The sequence below is a fragment of the Micromonospora sp. NPDC048170 genome, assembly GCF_040652795.1.
Classification (GTDB): Bacteria; Actinomycetota; Actinomycetes; order Mycobacteriales; family Micromonosporaceae; genus Micromonospora.
Genome location: NZ_JBEZMR010000012.1, coordinates 158,941 through 180,755 on the forward strand (window position 1 = coordinate 158,941; position 21,815 = coordinate 180,755).

The following is a 21,815-nucleotide window of genomic DNA, read 5'->3' on the forward strand; positions in this document are numbered from 1 at the left end:
CCAGCCCGCGCGGCACCTGGGGACCGGGGTCGTCCGGCCCCCGCGTCGCGGCGGGCGCGTCGCGGATACGCCTGCCGCGCGGTGACCGCCCGGACGGACCCTCTGTCGTGACCTTGATGCCTCGTCCCTCCCCCACGGCACCATCATGGCGGTTTTGCGAGGCCACCACCGGCGCAACCGACCGGTCGGCGTGTCGGGCTTTCGCCCGGCCGCGCGCGCCGCCGCGCCGGGCGGACACGCCGCGGGGCCCGGACGACGCGCGCCCGGACCCCGCGGCGGTGCCTGTCGGCCGGCTCAGGTCATGTTGGCGAGGAACTCGCTGTAGAACAGGCCCAGCGCGATGGCCACGCCGATGCCGGCGATGATCCAGAACCGGACCACGATGTTGACCTCGCTCCACCCGGCGAGCTCGAAGTGGTGCTGCAACGGCGACATCCGGAACACCCGCTTGCCGGTGGTCCGGAACGAGATAATCTGGATCACCACGGACATCGTGATGATCACGAAGAGGCCACCGATGATCGGCAGCAGCAGGATCGTCCGGGTGGACATCGCCATGCCGGCGATCAGGCCGCCGAGGCCCAGCGCCCCGGTGTCGCCCATGAAGATCCGCGCCGGCGAGGTGTTCCACCACAGGAAGCCGACGCAGGCCCCGGCCGCCGCGCCGGCGATCAGCGCGATCTCCAGCGGGTCCCGGACCGAGTAGCAGTAGTCCTGGGTGTAGTTCGGGTCGGCGCACCAGTGCCGGTACTGCCAGAAGGCGATCAGCGCGTACGCGGCGAGGACCATCACCGAGGCGCCGGTCGCCAGGCCGTCGAGGCCGTCGGTGAGGTTGACGCCGTTGGTCGCGGCCATCACGACGAAGATGAAGATGACCACCGCGCCGATCTTGCTGACGTCCAGCGCCGGGATGTCCCGGATGAAGCTGAGCGTCGTGCTGCCCACCGTCTCGGTGTTGGTCACCGCGCCCGAGGCGTCGGTCATCGTGCTCGGGAAGTAGAGCGCCACCACGCCGAAGACCGCGCCGACCAGGATCTGGCCGAGCAGCTTGCCGCGCTTGTTGAGCCCGCCGCTGTGCCGCTTGCGCACCTTGAGGAAGTCGTCGATGAAGCCGACGGCGCCGGAGAAGACCATCAGCCCCAGCAGCACCAGCGCGGTGATCGTCGGCTCGACCTGGGCGATCTGCGCGTCCGGCAGGGTGGTCAGGGCCAGGTGACCGGCCACGTACGCGATGACCGTGGCGAGGATGAACACCACGCCGCCCATCGTCGGCGTGCCCTTCTTGCCCTCGTTGCTGGCGAGCCCGAGGTTTGATCGGATCGGCTGGCCGGCTTTCAGCCGGGCGAACACCTTGATCGCGATCGGGGTGCAGAGCAGCGAGACCAGGAAGGCCACCCCGATGGCGACGATGACCGCCCTCATGCGGCGCCGCCCCCCGTCCCCGGCGGGTTGGTCCCGCTGCCGGCGGCGTCCGCGCGCAGCGCGTCGGCCACCTCCCAGGTGCGGTACCGGGAGCCCTTCACCAGGACGACGTCGCCCGGTCGTAACTCGCTCCGCAGCACCTCGACGGCCGCCGCCTGATCGGTGAGCAGCACCGACTCTCCTCCCCAGTCACCTACCGATGTCGCGCCTTCGTGGATCGGCGCGGCCGGCTCGCCCACCACGAGCAGCCGGTCGACGCCCAGCTCGGCCGTGAGCCGGCCGACCTCGGCGTGCCCGTCGCGTTCGAACGGGCCCAGCTCCGCCATGTAGCCGAGCACCGCGACGGTGCGCCGCTCCCGCCCGATGCCGGCCAGCGCGCGCAGCGCGACCGCCATGGAGGCGGGGTTGGCGTTGTACGAGTCGTCGATCACGGTCACCCCGTCGACGCGCTCGAAGACGTCCATCCGACGGGTGGAGACCAGCCCCAGCGCACCCAGCGCGATGGCCAATTCCGCCAGCGGCATGCCCAGCTCGCGGGCCACCGCGGCGGCGGCGAGCGAGTTGGACACCTGGTGCCGGCCGGTCAGCCCCAGCCGCACCGGCGCGGTCCCCTCCGGGGTGATGAGGGTGTACGCGGGCCGCCCCCGGTCGTCCAGCGTCACGTCCTCGGCCCGCACGTCGGCGTGCGCCGCCTCGCCGTAGCGGATCACCCGGGCGGCCGTCCGGTCGGCCATCGCGTCGACCAGCGGGTCGTCGGCGTTCAGCACGGCCAGGCCGTCGGCGGGCAGCGCCTCGACCAGCTCGCCCTTGGCCAGCGCGATCGTCTCCACCGAGCCGAACTCGCCGATGTGTGCCACCCCGACGTTGAGCACCACGGAGATCCGGGGCGGCACCACGTCGCAGAGGTAGCGCACGTGCCCCACCCCGCGGGCGCCCTTCTCCATCACCAGGTAGCGGGTCTCCGACCCGGCCTGCAACGCCGTGTACGGGTGCCCCAGCTCGTTGTTGAACGACCCGGGCGGGGCCACGGTCGGGCCGAGCCGCGCCGTGAGCTGGGCGATCAGGTCCTTGGTGGTGGTCTTGCCCGACGAGCCGGTCAGACCGATGACGGTGAGCCCGGGCAGCCGGTCGACCACCGCGCGGGCCAGCCGGCCCATCGCGGCCAGCGCGTCGTCGACCAGCACCATCGGCACGCCGGGCACCTCCCGGGTGCCGAGCACGGCCACCGCGCCGGCCTCCACGGCCCCGGCGGCGTAGTCGTGCCCGTCGACCTTCTCGCCGGGGAAGGCGACGAAGAGCGCGCCCGGGCGCACCTTGCGCGAGTCGAACTCCACCGGCCCGGTGACCCTGGCCTGCGGGTCGGCGCCGGCCAGCCGCCCGTCGACCGCCGAGGCGACCTCGGCCAGGCTGAGCGCGATCACCGCTGCCCCGCCGGGTCGGCGAAGCGGGCGCGCAGCGCGTCGGCCAGCTCGGTGCGGTCGTCGAACGGAAGCACCTCGCCGCCGATCTCCTGGCCGCGCTCGTGGCCCTTGCCGAGCACCGCGACCACGTCGCCCGGTCCGGCCAGCCGGACGGCCGCGTCGATCGCCGTCCGCCGGTCGGCGACCTCCTCGATCCGGGCCGCCGCGCCGGCCCCGCGGGCACCGGCGAGCACCTCGGCCCGGATCGCCGCCGGGTCCTCGGTGCGCGGATTGTCGTCGGTCACCAGCACCACGTCGGCTCCCTCCGCCGCGGTGGCGCCCATCACCGGCCGCTTGCCCCGGTCCCGGTCGCCGCCGGCACCGATCACGCAGATCAACCGGCCCGCGCCGAACTCCCGCAGCGCGGACAGCGCGGCGACGATCGCGTCCGCCTTGTGCGCGTAGTCGACCACGCCCAGGACCGGGCCGGGGGCGCTCACCAGCTCCAGCCGGCCGGGAACCCCGCCGCAGGCGGCGACCCCGCTGGCGGCCGTCTGCGCGTCCACGCCGGCGGCGACCAGCACGGCGATGGCCAGCAGGGCGTTGGCCACGTTGTGCCGCCCCGGCAGCGCCACGCCGGCCGGCAGGGCCAGCCCGTCCGGGCCGTGGGCGGTGAACCGCTGCGCGTACCCCTCGCCACCGGCCTCGTCCGCCCACCAGGTGGCGGTCGGGTCGCCGGCCGCCGAGTAGGTCACGGTCGCCGGGCCGTACAGCGGCTTCAGCGCCGGGTCGTCGTGGTTGAGCACCTCCACCGCGCAGCGCCCGTCGAAGAGCTGCGCCTTCGCGGCGAAGTAGTCCGCCGAGTCGGCGTGGAAGTCCAGGTGGTCGGAGCCGAAGTTGGTGTAGCCGCCGACGGTGAACCGGACGCCGCCGACCCGGCCCATCGCCAGGGCATGGCTGGAGACCTCCATGACCACGGCGGTGACGCCGCGTTCGCGGGCGGCGGCCAGCATGGCGTGCAGGTCGGTGGCCTCGGGCGTGGTGCGCACGCTGTCGATCACCAGGTCGCCGAGGCGGGTCTCGACGGTGCCGATCAGGCCGGTGGTGTGGCCGGCGGCGCGCAGGCCGGACTCGACCAGGTAGGCCGTCGAGGTCTTGCCCGCCGTGCCGGTCACCCCGATCACCGTCAGCTGATCGGTCGGGTCGCCGTAGACGGCCGCGGCGAGGGTGCCCAGCACCGCACGCGGGTCCGACACCACCAGCGCCGGCAGGCCCGCCTCGGCCACCGCCGGGGCACCCGCCGGATCGGTCAGCACGGCCACCGCGCCGGCCGCCGCCGCACCGGCGGCGAACTCCGCGCCGTGCCGGCGGGCGCCCGGCAGGGCCGCGTACAGGTCGCCGGGGCGAACCTCCTGGCTGGCGTGGGTCACCCCGGTCACCACCAGCTCGGCGGCGCCCTCCGGGGGCTCGACGGCGAGCCGGGCGGCGAGGTCGCCGAGCCGGACACCGATCACGGTACGGGGACGAGGATTGCCGGGCACGGCGTCAGACCCTACCCGGTCGTCCGGTTCCGGCCGCACAGCCGCCCCGGTGGTTTCGTCCGCACTCACCGATGATGTCCCGGGATGGCCGCTCAGCGCGGATAGACGGTGAACTTCGGGGCCTTCTCCCCGCTCGGCGGCACGCCGTTCTGACGCAGCGTGAACTGCATCATCTCCCGGAACGCGGGGGCCGCGATGGCCCCGCCCCCGCCGGAGGGCGTGTGCGCGAAGACCGCGATCACGTAGCGGGGTTTCTCGGCCGGGGCCATCCCGATGAACGAGGCCACCTCGCCGGGCTGCTTGCGCCCGTCGACCAGCCGCCAGCCGGTGCCGGTCTTGCCGGCGACCCGCCACTCCGGGATCGCCGCCGGCGTGCCGGTGGCGTCCTCGACCGTGGTGACCGCCTCCAGGATGTGCCGCAGGGCGGCCGCGTTCTCCGGGCTGAGCACCGACCGGGTGACCGGGGGCTCCGTCGGCGTACGCTTTCCGTCCGGCCCGATCACGGCCTTGACCAGGCGCGGCTGGACGTACGTGCCGTTGTTGGCGATCGTCGCGTACGCGGCGGCCATCTGGAGCGGCGTGGCGTCCACGCTGTGCCCGATCGGCACCGACCCGTGCGACGATCCGCTCCATTCGTCGGCAGGCAGGAGCCGTCCGCTGGCCTCGCCGGGCATGCCGACCCGCGTCGGTTCCCCGAGGCCGAACCGCTTCTGGTAGTCGATCAGGCGTTCCGGGCCGAGCTTCTCGGCGATCTGGATCGTGCCGACGTTGGACGAGTACGCCATCATCCCGGGCAGGCTCATCTGCTTTCCGTTGGCCCGGTGGGTGTCGGCGAACCACGTGTCGCCCTTCTTGATCGCGTTGGCGATCGGCATCGTGGTGTCCGGGGTGATCACGCGCTCCTGGAGCGCGGCGCCGAAGGTGATCGCCTTGTGCACCGAGCCGGGGTCGACCACGAAGCTGGTGGCCGCGTCCTCCCGGTCGGTCGGCTCGCTCGGCACGGGCTTCGCCGCGTTGTAGGTGGGGTGGCTGGCCTGGGCCAGCACCTCGCCCGAGGGAATCTCGATCACCACGGCCGCACCGGTGCTGCCCTTGCTCTGCGCCATGTGCCGGCTGAGCATCCGCTGCACCATGAACTGGAGGTCGCGGTTGATGGTGAGCTGGAGGGAACTACCCGGCTTGGCCTTGGTCGTCTCGCTGTAGCCGCCGGGGATCGGGGCGGCCAGGTCGCCGACGCCGACCTCGTAGACCCGCTTGCCGTCCTTGCCGCGCAGCAGGTCGTCGTAGCGGGCCTCCAGCCCCTCCAGCCCGACCATGTCCTGGCTGGTGAAGCCGAGCAGGTTGGCGGCGAGGTCGCCGCCGGGCACCTCGCGCCGCTCGTCGCGGTGCGTGTAGATGCCGTCGAGCTCCAGCTCCGTGATCCGCTTGGCCTGGTCGATGTCCACCCCCCGGGCGAGGTACTCGAACTGCGAGTCCTTGCCGTTGTCCCGCTTGCGGGGCTGCATCTTCTTGGCCAACTCCGAGGCCGGGATGCCGAGCAGCGGGGACAGCGCCTTGGCGGTGCCCTGCTGGTCCTTGATCTGGGTGGGGTCGGCGTAGACGTACCGGGCTTCGACGCTGCGCGCCAGCGGGGCGCCGAACCGGTCGTAGATGGCGCCGCGCGCCGCCGGCAGGGTCACGTTGCGCAGCCGCTCGGCGACGCCGCCGCCGGCGTACGCCGGGGTCTCCACGGTCTGGAGGACGACCAGCCGGATGCCGATGACGGCGAAGAGCGTCAGGGTGAGCACGGTGCCCAGCCGCAGCCGGCGCCGGGGATCGGCCAGCCGGGGCGGCTTCGGCGGCTTGCGCGACGGCCGCCGGGCGGCCTGGCGGTCCGGCCGGCGCGCGGGGCGCGGGGCGGCGCGGCGGCGCGGCGGCGGAGACTCGTCGTCGTGGCGTGGGGTACGTGGCGTGACGGTGCGGACGACGCCGGGGCGGCCCGCCGTCTCCCGCCGCCCGGCCCGGCCGGCGCCCGCGCGCCCGCCGTCGAGCACCTGCAGGGCGGGGCGGAACGGGTCGCCGGAGCGGGTGCTGCGCGGGGTACGGCGCTGCTCGGCGGGGCCGGCGTCGGCGCCCCGCTCGGCGCGCCCGCCGGCGCGCTGCTCGCGCACGGTGCGCCCGCGCGGTGTGTACGCCCGGGCGTCGGAGATGCCACCGACCCCCGGCTCGCCGGAGCGCGGTGGGGTGCCCCGGCCACCCGCGTCACGGGACGAACCGCGCCGGGAGCCTGTGGCGTCCCGGCGCGGTTCCTCCGATCTCGGCGGCACTGTCGTCAGCCTCCCGCGCCCTGCTGGCTGGTGATCGAGGGCTGGCCGTCGGCCGGCTGCGGCACGCCGATCACCTTGCCGTCGGGCAGCCGGATGTAGGCCGGCTCGCCCGCCTCCACCAGACCGAGCCTGCGGGCGTGGGCCTCCAGGTTGCCCGGGGCCTCCGCGTCGGCGATCTGCTTGTTCAGCTGCTGCTGCTCCACGTCGAGCTTGGCCTGCTGCTCCTGGAGCTTCTCCAACCGGAAGGCGTTCTCGTTGATCTTCGTGTTGACCAGCAGGATGCCGAGCACCCCGCCGACCACCAGCACCAACACCAGCGCGGCGAACGGCGCCCGCGGCACCCTCACCGGCGGCGGCGGTGCCACCCGCAGCCGGGGCGTACGCGCCCTGTCGGCGTTGTCCCGCTCCGCCGGCCGAAGCGCGGCGCTGCCCTGGGTCGGAAACTCGCGCGCCCCCCGGGCGCGAGTCTCCCGCTGCGGGCTCACCCGGTCCGCGCGCGGCGTGCCGGTCCCGATGCGCGTGGTCCGCTCCGCCGCGGTCCGGCCCCCCGACCGCGGTGTGCGCTGCCCGCCGCCGGTTACGTCCCGGCGGTCGCGCTTGTCAACACTCATGTCCCTCCCCCTCTTCGTCCGTCCCTGTCCCGTCTCCCGGGGTCCGTCGGATCCGGGTCGGATCCGGGGGTCCCCGCCCCTGGTTGGTGCATCGCCTTGACCCGCCGGCGGTACCGTTCGCGGTCGGTACGCCCCTGCTGTGCCGCGTCCGGGTCGAGCCGCTCCGCGGCCCGCAGCCGCACCGAGGCGGCCCGCGGGTTCGCGGCGACCTCCGCCTCCCCGGGCAGTTCGGCGCCCCGGCTGAGCAGCCTGAACGTCGGACCGGACCCGGGCAGTTCGACCGGGAGGTCGATCGGGCCCTTACTGCGGACCCGGTCGGCGAGCGCGGCCTTGGTGAGCCGGTCCTCCAGCGAGTGGTAGGACAGGACCACCATGCGACCGCCCACGTTGAGCTTGTCGAGCGCGGCCGGCAGCGCCGTCTCCAGCGCTGCCAGTTCCTTGTTTACCTCGATCCGTAAAGCCTGAAACGTTCTCTTAGCCGGGTGTCCACCGGTTCGTCGGGCCGGTGCCGGAATGGACTCCCTGACCAGTTCGGCCAGCCGCGCCGACGAGGTGATCCGGGCCCGCTCGCGCTCGCGGATGATCGCCGAGGCGATCCGACCCGCGAACTTCTCCTCGCCGTAGACCCGCAACACCCGGGCCAGGTCCGGGTGGGCGTAGGTGTTGACCACCTCCTCGGCGGTCACCCCCCGGGTCTGGTCCATCCGCATGTCCAGCGGGGCGTCCTGCGCGTAGGCGAACCCGCGGTCGGGCGCGTCGAGTTGCAGGGAGGAAACGCCCAGGTCGAACAGAATCCCGTCGATCCCCGGGTAGCCCAGCCGGTCGAGCACCTCCGGCAGTTCGTCGTAGACGGCGTGCTCCAAATGGACGCGGTCGGCGAAGCGGGCCAGCCGGACGCGCGCGTGGGCGAGCGCCTCGGTGTCCCGGTCCAACCCGATCAGCACCGTCTCCGGATGCGCCTCGAGTACCGCCTCGGCGTGCCCGGCCAGCCCCAACGTCGCGTCGACGTGGACCGTCCGCCCGCCCCGGCCCAGCGCGGGGGCCAGCAACTCGAGACACCGCTCGAGTAGCACCGGCACGTGCGTGCCGCGTAGCTCCCCCATGTCGACCCCCACTGGTGTGAACCTTCGTCCTTCATGCGTCCGTCGTCGGACGACGCCGTGCCGTCGTACCGCCAGATCCCCATCCGCTCTCGCCCGTCGGAGGCCGCGGCCCTCCGATCGGATCGTGCGCCTGGCACCGGGGAAGGGGTGCCAGGAACTCGAAAGCGGGTGGAGATCTCGCAGTACGTCGGGCGTCGTCACGCCCTACAGACCGCCGGGCAGCACCCCCTCCTCGATGTCGGCGAAGTCGTCTTCGCTCTCCGCGAGATAGGTCTCCCAGGCAGCCTTGTCCCAGATCTCCACCCGGGTGCTCGCGCCGATCACGACCAGATCCCGGTCGAGAGCGGCGTACGCCCGCAGGTGGGCCGGGATCGTCACCCGGCCCTGCTTGTCGGGCACCTCGTCGTGCGCGCTGGCGAAGAAGACCCGGCTGTAGGCCCGGGCCGCCTTGTGCGTCATCGGCTGCGCTCGCAACTGCTCCGCGATCCGCTGGAACTCGGGCATCGGGAAGGCGTAGAGGCAGCGATCCTGCCCTTTGGTTATCACGACACCCCCCGCCAACTCGTCCCGGAACTTCGCCGGAAGGATCAACCGGCCTTTGTCGTCCAGGCGTGGGGTGTGGGTGCCGAGAAACACGGCCCAACCCCCTCGCCCTTGAGCGGCGTTCGCGGCGCCGCTGACCCCCCGGGCCGGTGGGCCCTCCCGGCCTCACCAATGCGCCCCACTCTACTCCACTTCCCTCCACCCGCAACCAGAATCGCCCGCGTGGCGCGGCGTTTTGGCTCGCAAAACCGCACGTCAACGGGGGTGGAGCGGAGTGGAGGGCCGCGGGGCCCGCCGGGCCGGTCCGCTTTCCGACATAGATCGACTCCATCCGGCCGAGTACGGTTCGACCGCCCCGCCGGACCACCCCGGCCGAACGGTTCGCCGTCGGCGGCGATCTGGCGGGGTCGCCTGTCCGGTAACCTCGCTCGGGTGACGGACGCGAAGATGCCCCTGCGGGCAAAGGTGGCCAGCTCGGTGTCGCGGACCGCCGCGGCGCTGTCGCGGGCCGCGGGGCGCGGTGACGGCTCGGTCATCGGCGGCTGGATCGGACTCAAGATCGACCCGGACCTGCTGGCCCACCTGTCGGCCGGGCGCGCCATCGCCCTGATCTCCGGCACCAACGGCAAGACCACCACCACCCGGCTCACCGCGGCGGCCGTCGGGGTGCTCGGCCGGGTCGCCACCAACTCCTTCGGCGCCAACATGCCGACCGGGCACACCTCGGCGCTCGCCAAGGCCGGCAGCACGCCCTACGCGGTGCTGGAGGTGGACGAGCACTACCTCGCCCAGGTGCTCGACGCCACCGAGCCGCACGTGGTGGCGCTGCTCAACCTCTCCCGCGACCAGCTCGACCGGGCCAAGGAGGTCGCCATGATGGCGCAGCTCTGGCGCGCCGCGCTGGTCCGGCACACCAACGTGCGCATCGTCGCCAACGCCGACGACCCGATGGTGGTGTGGGCCGCGACCCCGCCGCCCAACCACGACCACCGCATCGCCCCGCCGCACGTCACCTGGTTCAGCGCCGGGCAGCGCTGGCACGACGACTCCTGGGTCTGCCCCGAGTGCGGCTCCACCATCCAGCGCTCCGGCGACCAGTGGTGGTGCAGCGGCTGCCCGCTGCGCCGGCCCGAGCCGCAGTGGACTGTGGAGGACGACGGCGTGGTCGACCCGACCGGCGCCTGGCACAAGGTCAAGCTCCAGCTCCCCGGCAAGGTCAACGTCGGCAACGCCGCGACCGCGCTGGCCGTCGCCGCCGAGTTCGGCGTCCGGCCCGTGGACGCGGTGCTCCAACTCGGCACCGTCACCTCCGTCGCGGGCCGCTACGCGCAGGTCGACCGGGACGGGCGCAACATCCGTCTGCTGCTGGCGAAGAACCCGGCCAGCTGGCTCGAGGCGTTCGACATGGCCGACGTCGCCCCGACACTGCTCTCCATCAACGCCCGGGACCCCGACGGGATGGACACCTCCTGGCTCTTCGACGTCGACTTCGCCCCGCTACGGGGCCGGCAGGTGCTGATCACCGGCGACCGCGCGTACGACCTCGCGGTCCGGCTGGAGGTCAACGACGTGCCCTTCCAGCACGTGCGGACGTTCGACGACGCCGTCCGGTCGGTGCCCCCGGGGCGCCTGGAGGTCATCGCGAACTACACCGCGTTCCAGGACATCCGAGCGGAGTTGGACCGTGTCAACTGAGAGCCTGCGCATCGTCTGGATCTACCCCGACCTGCTCTCCACCTACGGCGACCGGGGCAACGCGCTGATCCTCGCCCGCCGGGCGCGGCAGCGCGGCTTCCCGGTGGAGGTGCTGGAGGTGCGCTCCGACCAGCGGCTCCCCTCCACCGCCGACATCTACCTCATCGGCGGCGGCGAGGACGGCCCGCAGGCACTCGGCGCGCAGCGGCTGCTCGCCGACGGCGGACTGCACCGGGCGGTCGCCCAGGGCTCGGTCGTGTTCGGCGTCTGCGCCGGCTACCAGCTCCTCGGCACCTCCTTCTTCGCCAAGGGCACCCTCTGCGCCGGGCTGGAGCTGCTCGACCTCTCCTCCGACCGGGGGCCGACCCGCGCCGTCGGCGAGCTGGCCGGTGACATCGACCCGCGGCTGGGCGTGCCGGCGCTGACCGGGTTCGAGAACCACGGCGGGCGCACCCACCTCGGCCCGGGGGTTTCCCCGCTGGCCCGGGTCACCGCCGGGGTCGGCAACGACGGCGCCACCGAGGGGGCGTGGCGGGGCAAGCTGCTCGGCACGTATTCGCACGGCCCGGCCCTGGCGCGCAACCCCGCCCTGGCAGACCTGCTGCTGCGCTGGGCCACCGGCGTGCACCAGCTCCCGCCACTGGACGACACCTGGCCGGACCGGCTCCGCGCCGAACGCCGTGCCGCGGTGGCCGCAGCCCGGGCATGATCCAGGCCGTCCGGCGGCTGTCACGGCAGCCGTCGGCCGTCCGGTTCGCGCTGCTGCTGCTCCTGCTCGCCACCTTCGGCGTGGTGCTGCTCGTCGTCGACCTGCCCGAGACGGCCGAGCTGCCCGGGCTGGCCGACCGGCTGGGCCGGCTCGCCCCCGTGGCGGCGGTCGGCGGCGGAGCGCTGCTGCTGGTCGCGCTGGTCCCCCGGACCTTCATAACGCTCGCCTCGGGGGCGATCTTCGGCGCGCTCGAGGGCGCCGCGTACGCGCTGGGTGCCGCGCTGCTCGCGGCGGCGCTGGGCTTCGCGGTCGGCCGCCTGCTCGGGCGGGAGTTCGTCGCCGCCCGGGTACGCGGCCGGCTGGCCCGGCTGGACGGCTGGTTCGCCCGGCAGAGCGTCCTCGGTGTGATCACCGTACGGCTGCTGCCGATCGCCGGGTTCGGGCTGGTCAGCTACGGCTACGGCACCACCGGCGCCCGGGTGCTGCCGTTTCTCGTCGGCAGCGTGATCGCCTCCACGCCCACCGCCTTCGGCTACGCGGCGGTGGGCGCGGCGGTCACCTCCCCGGGCGACGTCAACTGGTTCGGCGCGGCCCCGGCCGTGCTCGGCCTGGTCGCCAGCGTCGTGCTGATCCGCCGCTGGTGGCGTGCCGAACGGCAGCGCCGGCTCGATCCGGCCTGAGGCCGCGGCATCCCCGCCCCATCCCGCCGGGGCAGAAGCGCGGATGCACGCCTCATCCCGCCGGGGACACCAGCCCCGCCTCGTAGGCGGCGATGACGAGGTGCACGCGGTCGCGGGCGCCGAGCTTGGTGAACAGCCGGGCCACGTGCGCCTTGGCGGTGGCCGCGCTGATCACCAGCTCGGCGGCGATCTCGCCGTTGGACAGTCCCCGGCCGACGAGGGTGAGCACCTCGCGTTCCCGCTCGGTGACGCCGCCGAGGGTCCGGGTCGGAGCGGCGAGGGTGGGCCGACGGGCGAACTCGGCGATGAGCCGGCGGGTCACCCCGGGGGCGATCAGCGCGTCTCCGGCGGCGACCACCCGGACGGCACCGAGGATGTCGTCCAGCGCCATGTCCTTGACCAGGAACCCGCTCGCGCCGGCGCGCAACGCGGCGTGCACGTGCTCGTCGTCGTCGAAGGTGGTGAGCACGAGGACGCGGGTGGATCCGCCGTGCGCGGTGATCGCCCGGGTGGCCTGGATGCCGTCCATCCCGGGCATCCGCAGGTCCATCAGCACCACGTCCGGCACGACCTCGCGGACCAGCCGCACCGCCTCGGTCCCCGTACCCGCCTCGCCGACGACGTCGATGTCGGGGGCGTCGGCGATGAGCACCCGCAGGCCGGCCCGGACCAGTGGCTGGTCGTCGACGAGCAACACCCGGACGCTCACCGCTCCCCCGTCCCGGCCCGCGATCCGACCGGCTCCGCCGCCGGTGATGCCGGTGGCACCGGCAGCCACGCCGCCACCCGGAAGCCGCCCTCCGGGCGCGGCCCGGCGTGGAACCGGCCGCCGGTCAGCGCGACCCGTTCACGCATGCCGACGAGCCCGTGCCCCTCACCGCCGACCGTGCCGCCCCGGCCGTCGTCGAGGATTTCCACCGCGACCTCGTCGGGGCCGTGGGTGACGGTGACCCGGCACCGGTCGGTGCCCGCGTGTCGTACCACGTTGGTGAGGGCCTCCTGGACGATCCGGAACGCGGCGAGGTCGAGGTCGGCCGGGACGGGCCGCCGCTCGCCGCCGCGCCGCAGGTCCACCCGCACCCCGGCGTCGGCGGCGGCCGAAACCAGCCGGTCGAGGTCGTCCAGCCCGGGCGTCGGATCCAGCGACGCCGACTCCGACTGCGGGCGGCGCAGCGCGCCGAGCGTACGGCGCAGGCCCGCCAGGGTGTCGCGGCTGGTCGCCTCGATGGTGGCCAGCGCGGCGCGGGCCTGGGCCGGTTGGGTGTCGATGACCCGGGCCCCCACGCCGGCCTGGATGGCGATCACCCCGATGCTGTGCGCGACCATGTCGTGCAGCTCGCGGGCGATGCGCAGCCGCTCGGCGGTGACCGCCTCGGCGGCGGTGTGCGCCCGGACGGCCTCGGCGTAGCCGCGCCGGGCCCGCACGGAGTTGCCGACCGTCCACGCCGTGACGACCGCCAGCACGGAGAGCACGGCCCGACTCACCGGATCGGTGGCGGGGTTGACGAAGCTGGCGGTCATCTGCACGGCGAGCACCCCGACGGCCACCGGCACCGAGACGCGGCGGGGCCTCCTCGCCGCGATCAGCCCCACCACCAGGTCGATCGCCAGGAACTGCGCGTACCAGATGTCGGTCAGGTAGCCGCCCTCCGGGATGTTGACGGCCACGGTGACCACGCACGCCGCGACGAGCATCAACGTCAGGGCCAGCACCGGCCGGCGCCGCAGCAGGCCGGCGGGCAACCCCACGGCCAGCAGCGGCACCAGGTAGCGCTCGGCCAGCCACCAGTCGCCGAACCCCACGCCGTCCCGGCTCCGCGCCATCACCGGGGCCATGACCACGGCGACCGGCAGCAGCGCGACGCCGACCCAGGGCAGCACCGCCCGCGCCAGCGACGAGGCGCGGCGCGACAACGGCCGGGTGGCGTCCATGCGCCCACGGTAGTCAGCCGGCCGCCGCCGACGCATCGGCCCACGGGCGTACGCCCCGGGGCGGGGGGTCCGCCCACCGGATGTGGCCGCCGGGGCGACGCCGCGCCGGCCACCGCGCGGCAACGTGGGACAGGTGATCGAACTTCGAGCCCTGACGAGACGGTACGGCCCCAGGACGGCCGTCGACGACCTCACCCTGACCGTGCGCCCCGGCCACGTCACCGGGTTCCTCGGCCCCAACGGGGCCGGCAAGTCCACCACGCTGCGAATGATCCTCGGGCTCACCACGCCCACCAGCGGCACCGTCACGGTGGACGGGGTCCGCTTCGCCGACCGGCCACGCGGCCTACGCCACGCCGGCGCCCTGCTCGACGCCGGTGACGTGCACGGTGGACGCAGCGCCGTGGCCCACCTGTCGGCCCTGGCCCGCAGCAACGGCATTCCGCGCGCCCGCGTCGACGAGGTCCTGCGGGAGGTGGGGCTGGCCGGCGCCGCCCGGCGCCGGATCGGTGGTTTCTCACTCGGCATGCGGCAGCGGCTCGGCATCGCCGCCGCGCTGCTCGGCGACCCGCCCGTGCTGCTCTTCGACGAGCCGTTCAACGGCCTCGACCCGGAGGGAGTGCGCTGGGTGCGGGACCTGTTCCGGCGGCTGGCTGCCGAGGGACGTACGGTCTTCGTCTCCAGCCACCTGATGAGCGAGATGGAGCACTGCGCCGACCGCCTCGTCGTGATCGGCCGGGGCCGGCTCATCGCCGAGCAGAGCCTCGCCGAGTTCGCCGCCCGGAGCACCCGGTCCAGCGTGGCCGTCCGTACGCCCGACCCGACGACGCTGGCCGCCGTGCTGGCGGCCGAGGGCGCGGACGTCCGCCCGGCCGACACCGGGGCGCTCGTCGTGACCGGCCTGACGGCCGCCCGGATCGGCGACCTCGCGCTCGCCCACGGCATCGGGCTGCACGAACTCGCCACCCGTACCGCCTCGCTGGAGGAGGCGTTCATGGAACTCACCGCCGACAGTGTCGAGTACCTCGCCGGGGAGGAGACCCGATGACCGCCGTGACCCAACTGGCCCCCCGACCGACCGTGACCGACGCACCGGCCCGCTTCCGCGACCTGCTGGCAGCCGAGTGGATCAAACTGTGGTCGCTGCGCTCGACCCTGTGGACCCTGCCGCTGGTCTTCCTGTTCGTGGTCGGGGTCAGCGTCAACGCCAGCCTCGCCGACCACCGGAACTGGCCGGCGTACCCGGCGGAGCGGCGGGAGATGTTCCGCATGTACGGGCCCGTGCGCGACGCCTTCCCCGAGGCCGGCTACCTGCTGCTGATCCTCGCCTCGGCCACCATCGGCGCCCTGACCATCGTCGGCGAGCACCAGAGCGGGCTGATCCGGGCCACGTTCGCCGCCGTCCCCGACCGCCGGGCGGTGGTCGCGGCGAAGGCCGCCGTACTGGCCGGGGTCATGCTCCTTCTCGGCACGGTCACCGCGGCGACCTCGTTCTGGGTGTCCCAGGCGATCCTCGCCGACCGCGACGCCGGCTGGTCGATCGGCGAGCCGGGCGTGTTGCGCGCCGTCGTGGCGAGCGCCGTGCTGGTACCCGTGTGCGCGCTGGTCGGAATGGGTCTGGGCGCAGTCACCCGGCACGCCGCCGCAGCCGTGTTCGCGGCCACGACAGTGCTCGTGCTGGCGCCGCTCGTGGTGGACAGCGACGAGCACCGGTGGATCGCCGAGCTGTACAACGCCCTGCCCCTCGCCGCCTGGCTACGACTGATCGAGGTGCATCCCGACATCGTCAACCGGGACCCGTACCCGGCCACGGTCACCGGTTCCTGGCTGACCCTCGCCACCTGGTCCCTGGCCGCGATACTGACGGCCGTAACCCTCACCCACCGCCGCGACCCATAACCCCCACCCCGCCCTCCCCACCCGGCCCCGCCCCGGCCCCGGCCCGGCCCCCGCGATCTTGCAGTTATGGCCCAGACATCTCACCCGAAAGGGGCAAGTCAGGGGCCACAACTGCAAGATCGCGAGCGGGGCGGGGCGGGGCGGGGTGAGGGGTGGGGCCGGGGCGGGGTGAGAGGCGGGGGCGGGCGGGTCAGGCTACGACGGAGACCATGCGGCCCTTGATGACGATGACCTTGCGCGGGGTCTTGCCGGCCAGGGACGACGTGACCGCCTCCAGGGCCGCCGTGCGGACGGTCTCCTCGGACGCGTCGGCGGGCACCTCGATCCGGCCCCGCACCTTGCCGTTGATCTGCACCGGGTACGTCACCGTCTCCGCCACCAGCAGCGCCGGGTCGGCGGTCGGGAAGTCCGCGTACGTCAGGGAGGTGTCGTGCCCCAGCCGCCGCCACAACTCCTCGGCCACGTGCGGGGCGAACGGCGCCACCATCAGCACCAGCGGCTCGGCCACCTCGCGCGGGGTCTCCGACAGTCGGGTCAGCCCGTTGGTCAGCTCGATCAGCTTGGCGATGGCGGTGTTGAACCGGATCGCCTCCATGTCGCCGCGGACCCCGTCGACGACCTTGTGCAGCAGCCGCAGGGTCGCGGAGTCGGCGGGGGCGTCGGTGACCCGCAGCGCGCCGGTCTGCTCGTCGACGACCGCCCGCCAGACCCGTTGCAGGAACCGGTACGACCCGACCACCGCCCGGGTCTCCCACGGGCGGGACACCTCCAGCGGACCCATCGACATCTCGTAGACGCGGAACGTGTCCGCCCCGTACGCGGCACACATCTCGTCGGGCGTGACCACGTTCTTCAGGGACTTGCCCATCTTGCCGTACTCACGGTTGACCGCCGTGTCGCCCAGGTAGTAGCCACCGTCGCGCTCGGTCACGTCCCCGGCCGGCACGTAGGCGCCCCGGGCGTCGGTGTACGCGTACGCCTGGATGTAGCCCTGGTTGAACAGCTTGCGGAACGGCTCGAACGACGAGACGTGCCCCAGGTCGTACAGCACCTTGTGCCAGAACCGGGCGTACAGCAGGTGCAGTACGGCGTGCTCGCCGCCGCCGATGTACAGGTCGGTGCCCCCGCAGTCGCCCTCGCCGCGCGGCCCCATCCAGTACCGCTCGTTCTCCGGGTCGACGAACCGCTGCGAGTTCGTCGGGTCCAGGTAGCGCATCTCGTACCAGCACGAGCCGGCCCACTGCGGCATCACGTTGGTCTCGCGGGTGTAGCGCTTCGGGCCGTCGCCCAGGTCCAGCTCCACCTCGACCCAGTCGCTGCGGCGCGACAGCGGGGTCTCCGGGTTGCTGTCGGCGTCCTCCGGGTCGAACGTGCGCGGCGAGAAGTCGTCCACCTCGGGCAGCTCGACCGGCAGCATCTCCTCCGGCAGCGCGATGACGGCCCCGGTCTCGTCGTACACGATGGGGAACGGCTCGCCCCAGTAGCGCTGCCGGGAGAACAGCCAGTCGCGCAGCCGGTAGGTCACCGCGCCGGTGCCGTGCCCGTTGGCCTCCAGCCACCCGATGATCCGGGCCTTGGCCTCGGCCACCCCCAGGCCGTTCAGGTCCGGGCCGCCCTCGGGCGCGGCGCTGTTGATGGCCGGACCGTCCCCGGTGTACGCCTTGCCGTCGAAGCCCTCCGACGGCTGCACGGTGCGCACGATCGGCAGCTCGAAGACCTCGGCGAACGCCCAGTCCCGCTCGTCCTGGCCGGGCACCGCCATGATCGCGCCGGTGCCGTAGCCGGCCAGCACGTAGTCGGCGACGAAGACCGGGATCTGCGTCCCGGTGACCGGGTTGGTGGCGTACGCCCCGACGAAGACGCCGGTCTTCTCCTTCGTCTCGGCCTGCCGCTCGACGTCGGTCTTGGCCGCCGCCGCCTTGCGGTACGCCTCCACGGCGGCGCGCGGGTTGGCGTGCCCGCCGGTCCACGCGTCCTTCGTCCCGTCCGGCCAGGCGGCCGGCGTCAGCGCGTCGACCAGCTCGTGCTCGGGCGCCAGCACCATGTAGGTGGCGCCGAAGACGGTGTCCGGCCGGGTCGTGAACACCCGGATCGGCTCGACCGTGGTGGGGAAGTCGATGTGTGCGCCGGTGGAGCGGCCGATCCAGTTGCGCTGCATCAGCTTGATCGGCTCGGGCCAGTCCAGCGTGTCCAGGTCGTCCAGCAGCCGGTCGCCGTACGCGGTGATCCGCATCATCCACTGCTTCAGGTTGCGCTTGAAGACCGGGAAGTTGCCCCGCTCGGAGCGGCCGTCGGCGGTGACCTCCTCGTTGGCCAGCACGGTGCCCAGCCCCGGACACCAGTTGACCGGCGCCTGCGAGACGTACGCCAGCCGGTGGTCGTCGACGACGGCCCGGCGCTCGGCGACGGTCAGGTCCGCCCACGGGCGGCCGTCGGGGGTGGCCCGGCTGCCGCCCTCGAACTCGGCGATCAGCTCGGCGATCGGCCGGGCCCGCTTCGCCTCGGCGTCGTACCAGGAGTTGAAGATCTGCAGGAAGATCCACTGCGTCCAGCGGTAGAAGTCGGTGTCGATGGTGGCCACCGAGCGGCGCTCGTCGTGGGCCAGGCCCAGCCGGCGCAGCTGCGCCTTGTACCGCTCGATGTTGGCCACGGTGGTGGTCCGCGGGTGGGTGCCGGTCTGCACCGCGTACTGCTCGGCGGGCAGGCCGAACGCGTCGAAGCCCATGGCGTGCAGCACGTTGCGCCCCGCCATCCGCTGGTAGCGGGCGAAGCAGTCGGTGCCGATGTAGCCCAGCGGGTGCCCGACGTGCAGGCCCGCGCCCGACGGGTACGGGAACATGTCCAGGACGTACAGCTTCTCCGCCCCGGCGCGGGGGTGGTCGGGGTCGGCCAGCGGGCCGGTCGGGTTCGGGGCGTGGAACGTCCCCTCCCGCGCCCAGACGTCCTGCCAGCGCTGTTCGATCTCCTCGGCCAGGGCCGCGGTGTACCGGAACGGGGGAATGTCGGCCGGTGCTGCCTCGCTCATGGCGTCTCCTCGCTTCGCTCGTCGCCGCCGGCCACGCCACGGCCGGGCTGGGTGCTGACCTCGCTCGGCGCGGTCATGTCGGTATGGCTCGCATCTGCCCGCCGCCGGCGCCGCACCGCCCGAGGGCCGGCGCCGGTGCCGGTGCCAGCCGCCGGGGCGTCCGGCTTGGGGCACAAAAAAGCCCCTCGCGCAGGAGGGGCCGCCGTGCTGTCGCGCGTCAGCGCATCAGCACGGCCCGGTAAGAAGCAGGAAGAATCCGGCCATGACCGGGAGTGTACCCGCCGCCGCTCCCGCACGCCGCCCGCCACCACGGGCCGGGACGGCCGACCCGCTCGCCCGCGCCGCAGCCGCGCTTCGTGATCATGGCCGACACCGAGAGCGACCGCCGCGTCCCCCGACCCGGCGAATATTCGGTACGTAACCCACCGTCTACCTGCGGGGGTCGGCGACAGCGACAAACATGGTTAGCCTGAGATACCAGTGAGATTCCTGCGGCAGACGAGGCTCGACGTCGCGAACCCTACGGCGGGTCCAACCGCTCTATTCAGAGCTGCCGTCCGGCGACGAGGAGGAGGCCCGTGACACAACAGACCAGGGACGAGGTGGGCGGCCTGCTGCCGCACGACGAGTTCCGCGCCGCCAGCGAAGCGATCGTGTCGAACATCGAGCAGGTCATCGAGGGCAAGACCGCCACCGTGCGGCTCGCCCTGGCCGTCCTGCTCGCCGAGGGTCACCTGCTCATCGAGGACGTGCCCGGGGTCGGCAAGACCAAGCTCGCCAAGGCCATGGCCCGGTCGATCGACTGCTCGGTGCGCCGCATCCAGTTCACCCCCGACCTGCTGCCCAGCGACGTCACCGGGGTCAGCGTCTACAACCAGGAGACACACGACTTCGAGTTCCGCCCGGGCGCGGTCTTCGCCAACCTGGTCGTCGGCGACGAGATCAACCGTGCCTCGCCGAAGACCCAGTCCGCGCTGCTCGAGTGCATGGAGGAGCGACAGGTCACCGTCGACGGGGTCACCTACCACCTCCAGACACCGTTCATGGTCATCGCGACCCAGAACCCGATCGAGATGGAGGGCACCTACCCCCTCCCCGAGGCGCAGCGCGACCGGTTCACCGCCCGCATCGCGATGGGCTACCCGGACCCGAGCGCCGAGCTGGCGATGCTCGACGGGCACGGCGCGACGGATCCGCTGGACGAGCTGCGGCCGGTCTCCGACGCCAACACCGTGCGGCAGCTGATCGCCCACGTCCGGCAGGTGCACGTCGCCGACGCCGTCAAGCAGTACGCGATCGACCTGGTCACCGCCACCCGCGAGGCCCCCGACCTGCGCCTCGGCGCCTCCCCCCGGGCCACCCTCCAACTGCTGCGCACCGCCCGCGCGGTGGCCGCCCTGGAGAGCCGCGACTACGTCCTCCCCGACGACCTGCAGGCGCTGGCCGTGCCGGTGCTCGCACACCGGATCATCCCGACCGCCGACGCCCAGCTCGCGCGGCGCACCACCGACGCGATCGTCTCCGACCTGGTGCACCGGCTGCCGCTGCCGCACGACCGCGGGCGCTCCCCGTACGACACCCGTCCCACAGGCGAGGGCAACGGCCGAGCCACGTACGAGCCGCGGAGGCGGTGACGTGCGCGACGGGCTGCGAGGGCTGACCACCCGCGGCCGTTCGTTCCTCGCGGCGGCGCTCGCGGCGGCGATCTCGGCCGGCATCCTCGGCGAGAAGGACCTGCTCCGGGTGGCCGTGCTGCTGGCCATCCTGCCGCTGCTCGCCGCGGCCTACGTCGGGCGCAGCCGCTACAAGCTGGCCTGCAACCGGTCGCTGGACCCGCACCGGGTGCCCGTCGGGGCGAACTCCCGGGTGGTGCTGCGACTGCAGAACATGTCCCGGCTGCCCACCGGCACCCTGCTGCTGGAGGACCGGCTGCCGTACGCGCTGGGCAGCCGGCCCCGGGTGGTGCTGGAGCGGCTCGGTGCCCACCAGGCCAGCTCGGTGGCCTACACGGTGCGGGCCGACGTGCGGGGCCGCTACGAGGTGGGCCCGCTGGTGGTCCGGATGACCGACCCGTTCGGATTGTGCGAGCTGAGCCGCGCCTTCCCGAGCACCGACCATCTGACGGTCATCCCGCAGGTCACCCCGCTGCCCTCGGTGCGCCTGCCCGGCGAGTACGCCGGCAGCGGCGACAGCCGGGCCCGCTCGGTCGCGGTGCACGGCGAGGACGACGCCGCCACCCGGGAGTACCGGATGGGCGACGACCTGCGCCGCGTGCACTGGAAGTCGACCGCGCGCACCGGCGAGCTGATGGTCCGCCGCGAGGAGCAGCCCTGGGAGAGCCGGGCCACCGTCGTGCTGGACACCCGCGCGTACGGTCACCGGGGCGACGGGCCGACGGCCTCCTTCGAGTGGGCGGTCTCCGCCGCGGCGAGCATCGCGGTGCACCTGCGGCAGGCCGGCTACAAGCTGCGCCTGGTCACCGGTTCCGGCGCCGACGTGGACGCGTCCGAGGCGACCGGCGACGGGCTGCTGCTCGACCATCTCGCCGAGGTCCGGCTCGACAAGGTCGGCGAGCTCACCACCCTCGTGCAGCGGGTCCGGCAGCGGTCTGACGGCGGCCTGATCATCGGCCTGTTCGGCTCGGTGAGCACCGCCGAGGCCGAACTGCTGGCCGGGCTGCGGGGCAACGGCGCCACCTGCGTCGGCTTCCTGCTCGACAGCTCCACCTGGCTCAACCTGCCCGCCAAGGCCCGGGCCGAGGCCGACCACGCGCACGGCGCCGCCGCGCTGGCCATGTTGCAGAGCGGCTGGCGGGTCATCGGGGTCGAGCACGGTGCCGGGCTGCCCGCACTGTGGCCGCAGGCGGCCCGCGGTTCGCAGGGCTTCGCGCTGCGGGCGGCCATGGCCGAGACGGTGGCCGGCGGCATGCGATGAACGGAAGGGTCTCCT

General features: G+C 73.7%; 16 protein-coding genes and 1 pseudogene. 7 read left to right on the top strand and 10 right to left on the bottom strand.

Annotation, left to right across the window (positions count from 1 at the left end; all coding sequences use genetic code 11):
- Positions 1-294 precede the first annotated feature (294 nt).
- The 7 genes and pseudogenes from mraY to mraZ form a co-directional block, all read right to left on the bottom strand.
- Positions 295-1,422, bottom strand: coding sequence for a phospho-N-acetylmuramoyl-pentapeptide-transferase (gene mraY / locus AB0D32_RS18055; protein WP_357091012.1), 1,128 nt, complete (start codon positions 1,420-1,422; stop codon positions 295-297).
- Entirely contained in the window at positions 1,419-2,843 is a 1,425-nt protein-coding gene (gene murF, locus AB0D32_RS18060) for a UDP-N-acetylmuramoyl-tripeptide--D-alanyl-D-alanine ligase (protein ID WP_357091014.1), read from the bottom strand. Before murF ends, mraY begins: the two co-directional genes overlap by 4 nt.
- Complete coding sequence (locus tag AB0D32_RS18065; protein ID WP_357091080.1) at positions 2,840-4,402, bottom strand: UDP-N-acetylmuramoyl-L-alanyl-D-glutamate--2,6-diaminopimelate ligase; 1,563 nt, start codon at positions 4,400-4,402, stop codon at positions 2,840-2,842. The genes murF and AB0D32_RS18065 overlap by 4 nt, the downstream gene beginning before the upstream one ends.
- A gap of 53 nt (positions 4,403-4,455) precedes the next feature.
- Positions 4,456-6,669, bottom strand: coding sequence for a penicillin-binding protein 2 (locus tag AB0D32_RS18070; protein WP_357091016.1), 2,214 nt, complete (start codon positions 6,667-6,669; stop codon positions 4,456-4,458).
- A gap of 5 nt (positions 6,670-6,674) precedes the next feature.
- On the bottom strand, positions 6,675-7,280 hold the full coding sequence (locus AB0D32_RS18075) for a hypothetical protein (RefSeq protein WP_357091018.1): 606 nt from the start codon (positions 7,278-7,280) through the stop codon (positions 6,675-6,677).
- Positions 7,270-8,383, bottom strand: a pseudogene (gene rsmH, locus AB0D32_RS18080) (16S rRNA (cytosine(1402)-N(4))-methyltransferase RsmH). Before rsmH ends, AB0D32_RS18075 begins: the two are co-directional and overlap by 11 nt.
- A 204-nt stretch (positions 8,384-8,587) precedes the next feature.
- Positions 8,588-9,019, bottom strand: a complete 432-nt coding sequence (mraZ, locus tag AB0D32_RS18085; protein WP_357091020.1) for a division/cell wall cluster transcriptional repressor MraZ — start codon at positions 9,017-9,019, stop codon at positions 8,588-8,590.
- 354 nt (positions 9,020-9,373) lie between these two features.
- Between mraZ and AB0D32_RS18090 the strand changes: the two genes are divergently transcribed.
- The 3 genes from AB0D32_RS18090 to AB0D32_RS18100 are packed head-to-tail and all read left to right on the top strand — an operon-like array spanning position 9,374 to position 12,010.
- A complete protein-coding gene (locus tag AB0D32_RS18090; RefSeq protein ID WP_357091082.1) occupies positions 9,374-10,621 on the top strand; it encodes a MurT ligase domain-containing protein in 1,248 nt (415 codons plus the stop codon).
- Complete coding sequence (locus AB0D32_RS18095) at positions 10,611-11,330, top strand: glutamine amidotransferase (protein ID WP_357091022.1); 720 nt, start codon at positions 10,611-10,613, stop codon at positions 11,328-11,330. The genes AB0D32_RS18090 and AB0D32_RS18095 overlap by 11 nt, the downstream gene beginning before the upstream one ends.
- A complete protein-coding gene (locus tag AB0D32_RS18100) occupies positions 11,327-12,010 on the top strand; it encodes a VTT domain-containing protein (protein WP_357091025.1) in 684 nt (227 codons plus the stop codon). Before AB0D32_RS18095 ends, AB0D32_RS18100 begins: the two co-directional genes overlap by 4 nt.
- A gap of 52 nt (positions 12,011-12,062) precedes the next feature.
- Here the strand turns inward: AB0D32_RS18100 and AB0D32_RS18105 are convergent, their stop codons facing one another.
- Both AB0D32_RS18105 and AB0D32_RS18110 read right to left on the bottom strand, forming a co-directional pair.
- Complete coding sequence (locus AB0D32_RS18105) at positions 12,063-12,719, bottom strand: response regulator transcription factor (protein ID WP_357091027.1); 657 nt, start codon at positions 12,717-12,719, stop codon at positions 12,063-12,065.
- A complete protein-coding gene (locus tag AB0D32_RS18110) occupies positions 12,716-13,942 on the bottom strand; it encodes a histidine kinase (protein ID WP_357091029.1) in 1,227 nt (408 codons plus the stop codon). The genes AB0D32_RS18105 and AB0D32_RS18110 overlap by 4 nt, the downstream gene beginning before the upstream one ends.
- Before the next feature lie 124 nt (positions 13,943-14,066).
- Between AB0D32_RS18110 and AB0D32_RS18115 the strand changes: the two genes are divergently transcribed.
- Both AB0D32_RS18115 and AB0D32_RS18120 read left to right on the top strand, forming a co-directional pair.
- On the top strand, positions 14,067-14,990 hold the full coding sequence (locus tag AB0D32_RS18115) for an ABC transporter ATP-binding protein (RefSeq protein WP_357091031.1): 924 nt from the start codon (positions 14,067-14,069) through the stop codon (positions 14,988-14,990).
- Complete coding sequence (locus AB0D32_RS18120) at positions 14,987-15,841, top strand: hypothetical protein (RefSeq protein WP_357091033.1); 855 nt, start codon at positions 14,987-14,989, stop codon at positions 15,839-15,841. Before AB0D32_RS18115 ends, AB0D32_RS18120 begins: the two co-directional genes overlap by 4 nt.
- 190 nt (positions 15,842-16,031) lie before the next feature.
- Here the strand turns inward: AB0D32_RS18120 and leuS are convergent, their stop codons facing one another.
- Positions 16,032-18,866, bottom strand: a complete 2,835-nt coding sequence (gene leuS, locus AB0D32_RS18125) for a leucine--tRNA ligase (protein ID WP_357091035.1) — start codon at positions 18,864-18,866, stop codon at positions 16,032-16,034.
- Between the two features lie 578 nt (positions 18,867-19,444).
- On the opposite strand from leuS, the gene AB0D32_RS18130 reads away from it, so the two are divergent.
- Both AB0D32_RS18130 and AB0D32_RS18135 read left to right on the top strand, forming a co-directional pair.
- Positions 19,445-20,500, top strand: a complete 1,056-nt coding sequence (locus tag AB0D32_RS18130) for a MoxR family ATPase (RefSeq protein ID WP_357091037.1) — start codon at positions 19,445-19,447, stop codon at positions 20,498-20,500.
- A 1-nt stretch (position 20,501) separates the two neighbouring features.
- Positions 20,502-21,800 carry a DUF58 domain-containing protein gene (locus AB0D32_RS18135; protein WP_357091039.1) on the top strand — a complete coding sequence of 433 codons (1,299 nt, stop codon included), beginning with the start codon at positions 20,502-20,504 and terminating at the stop codon, positions 21,798-21,800.
- Positions 21,801-21,815 lie beyond the last annotated feature (15 nt).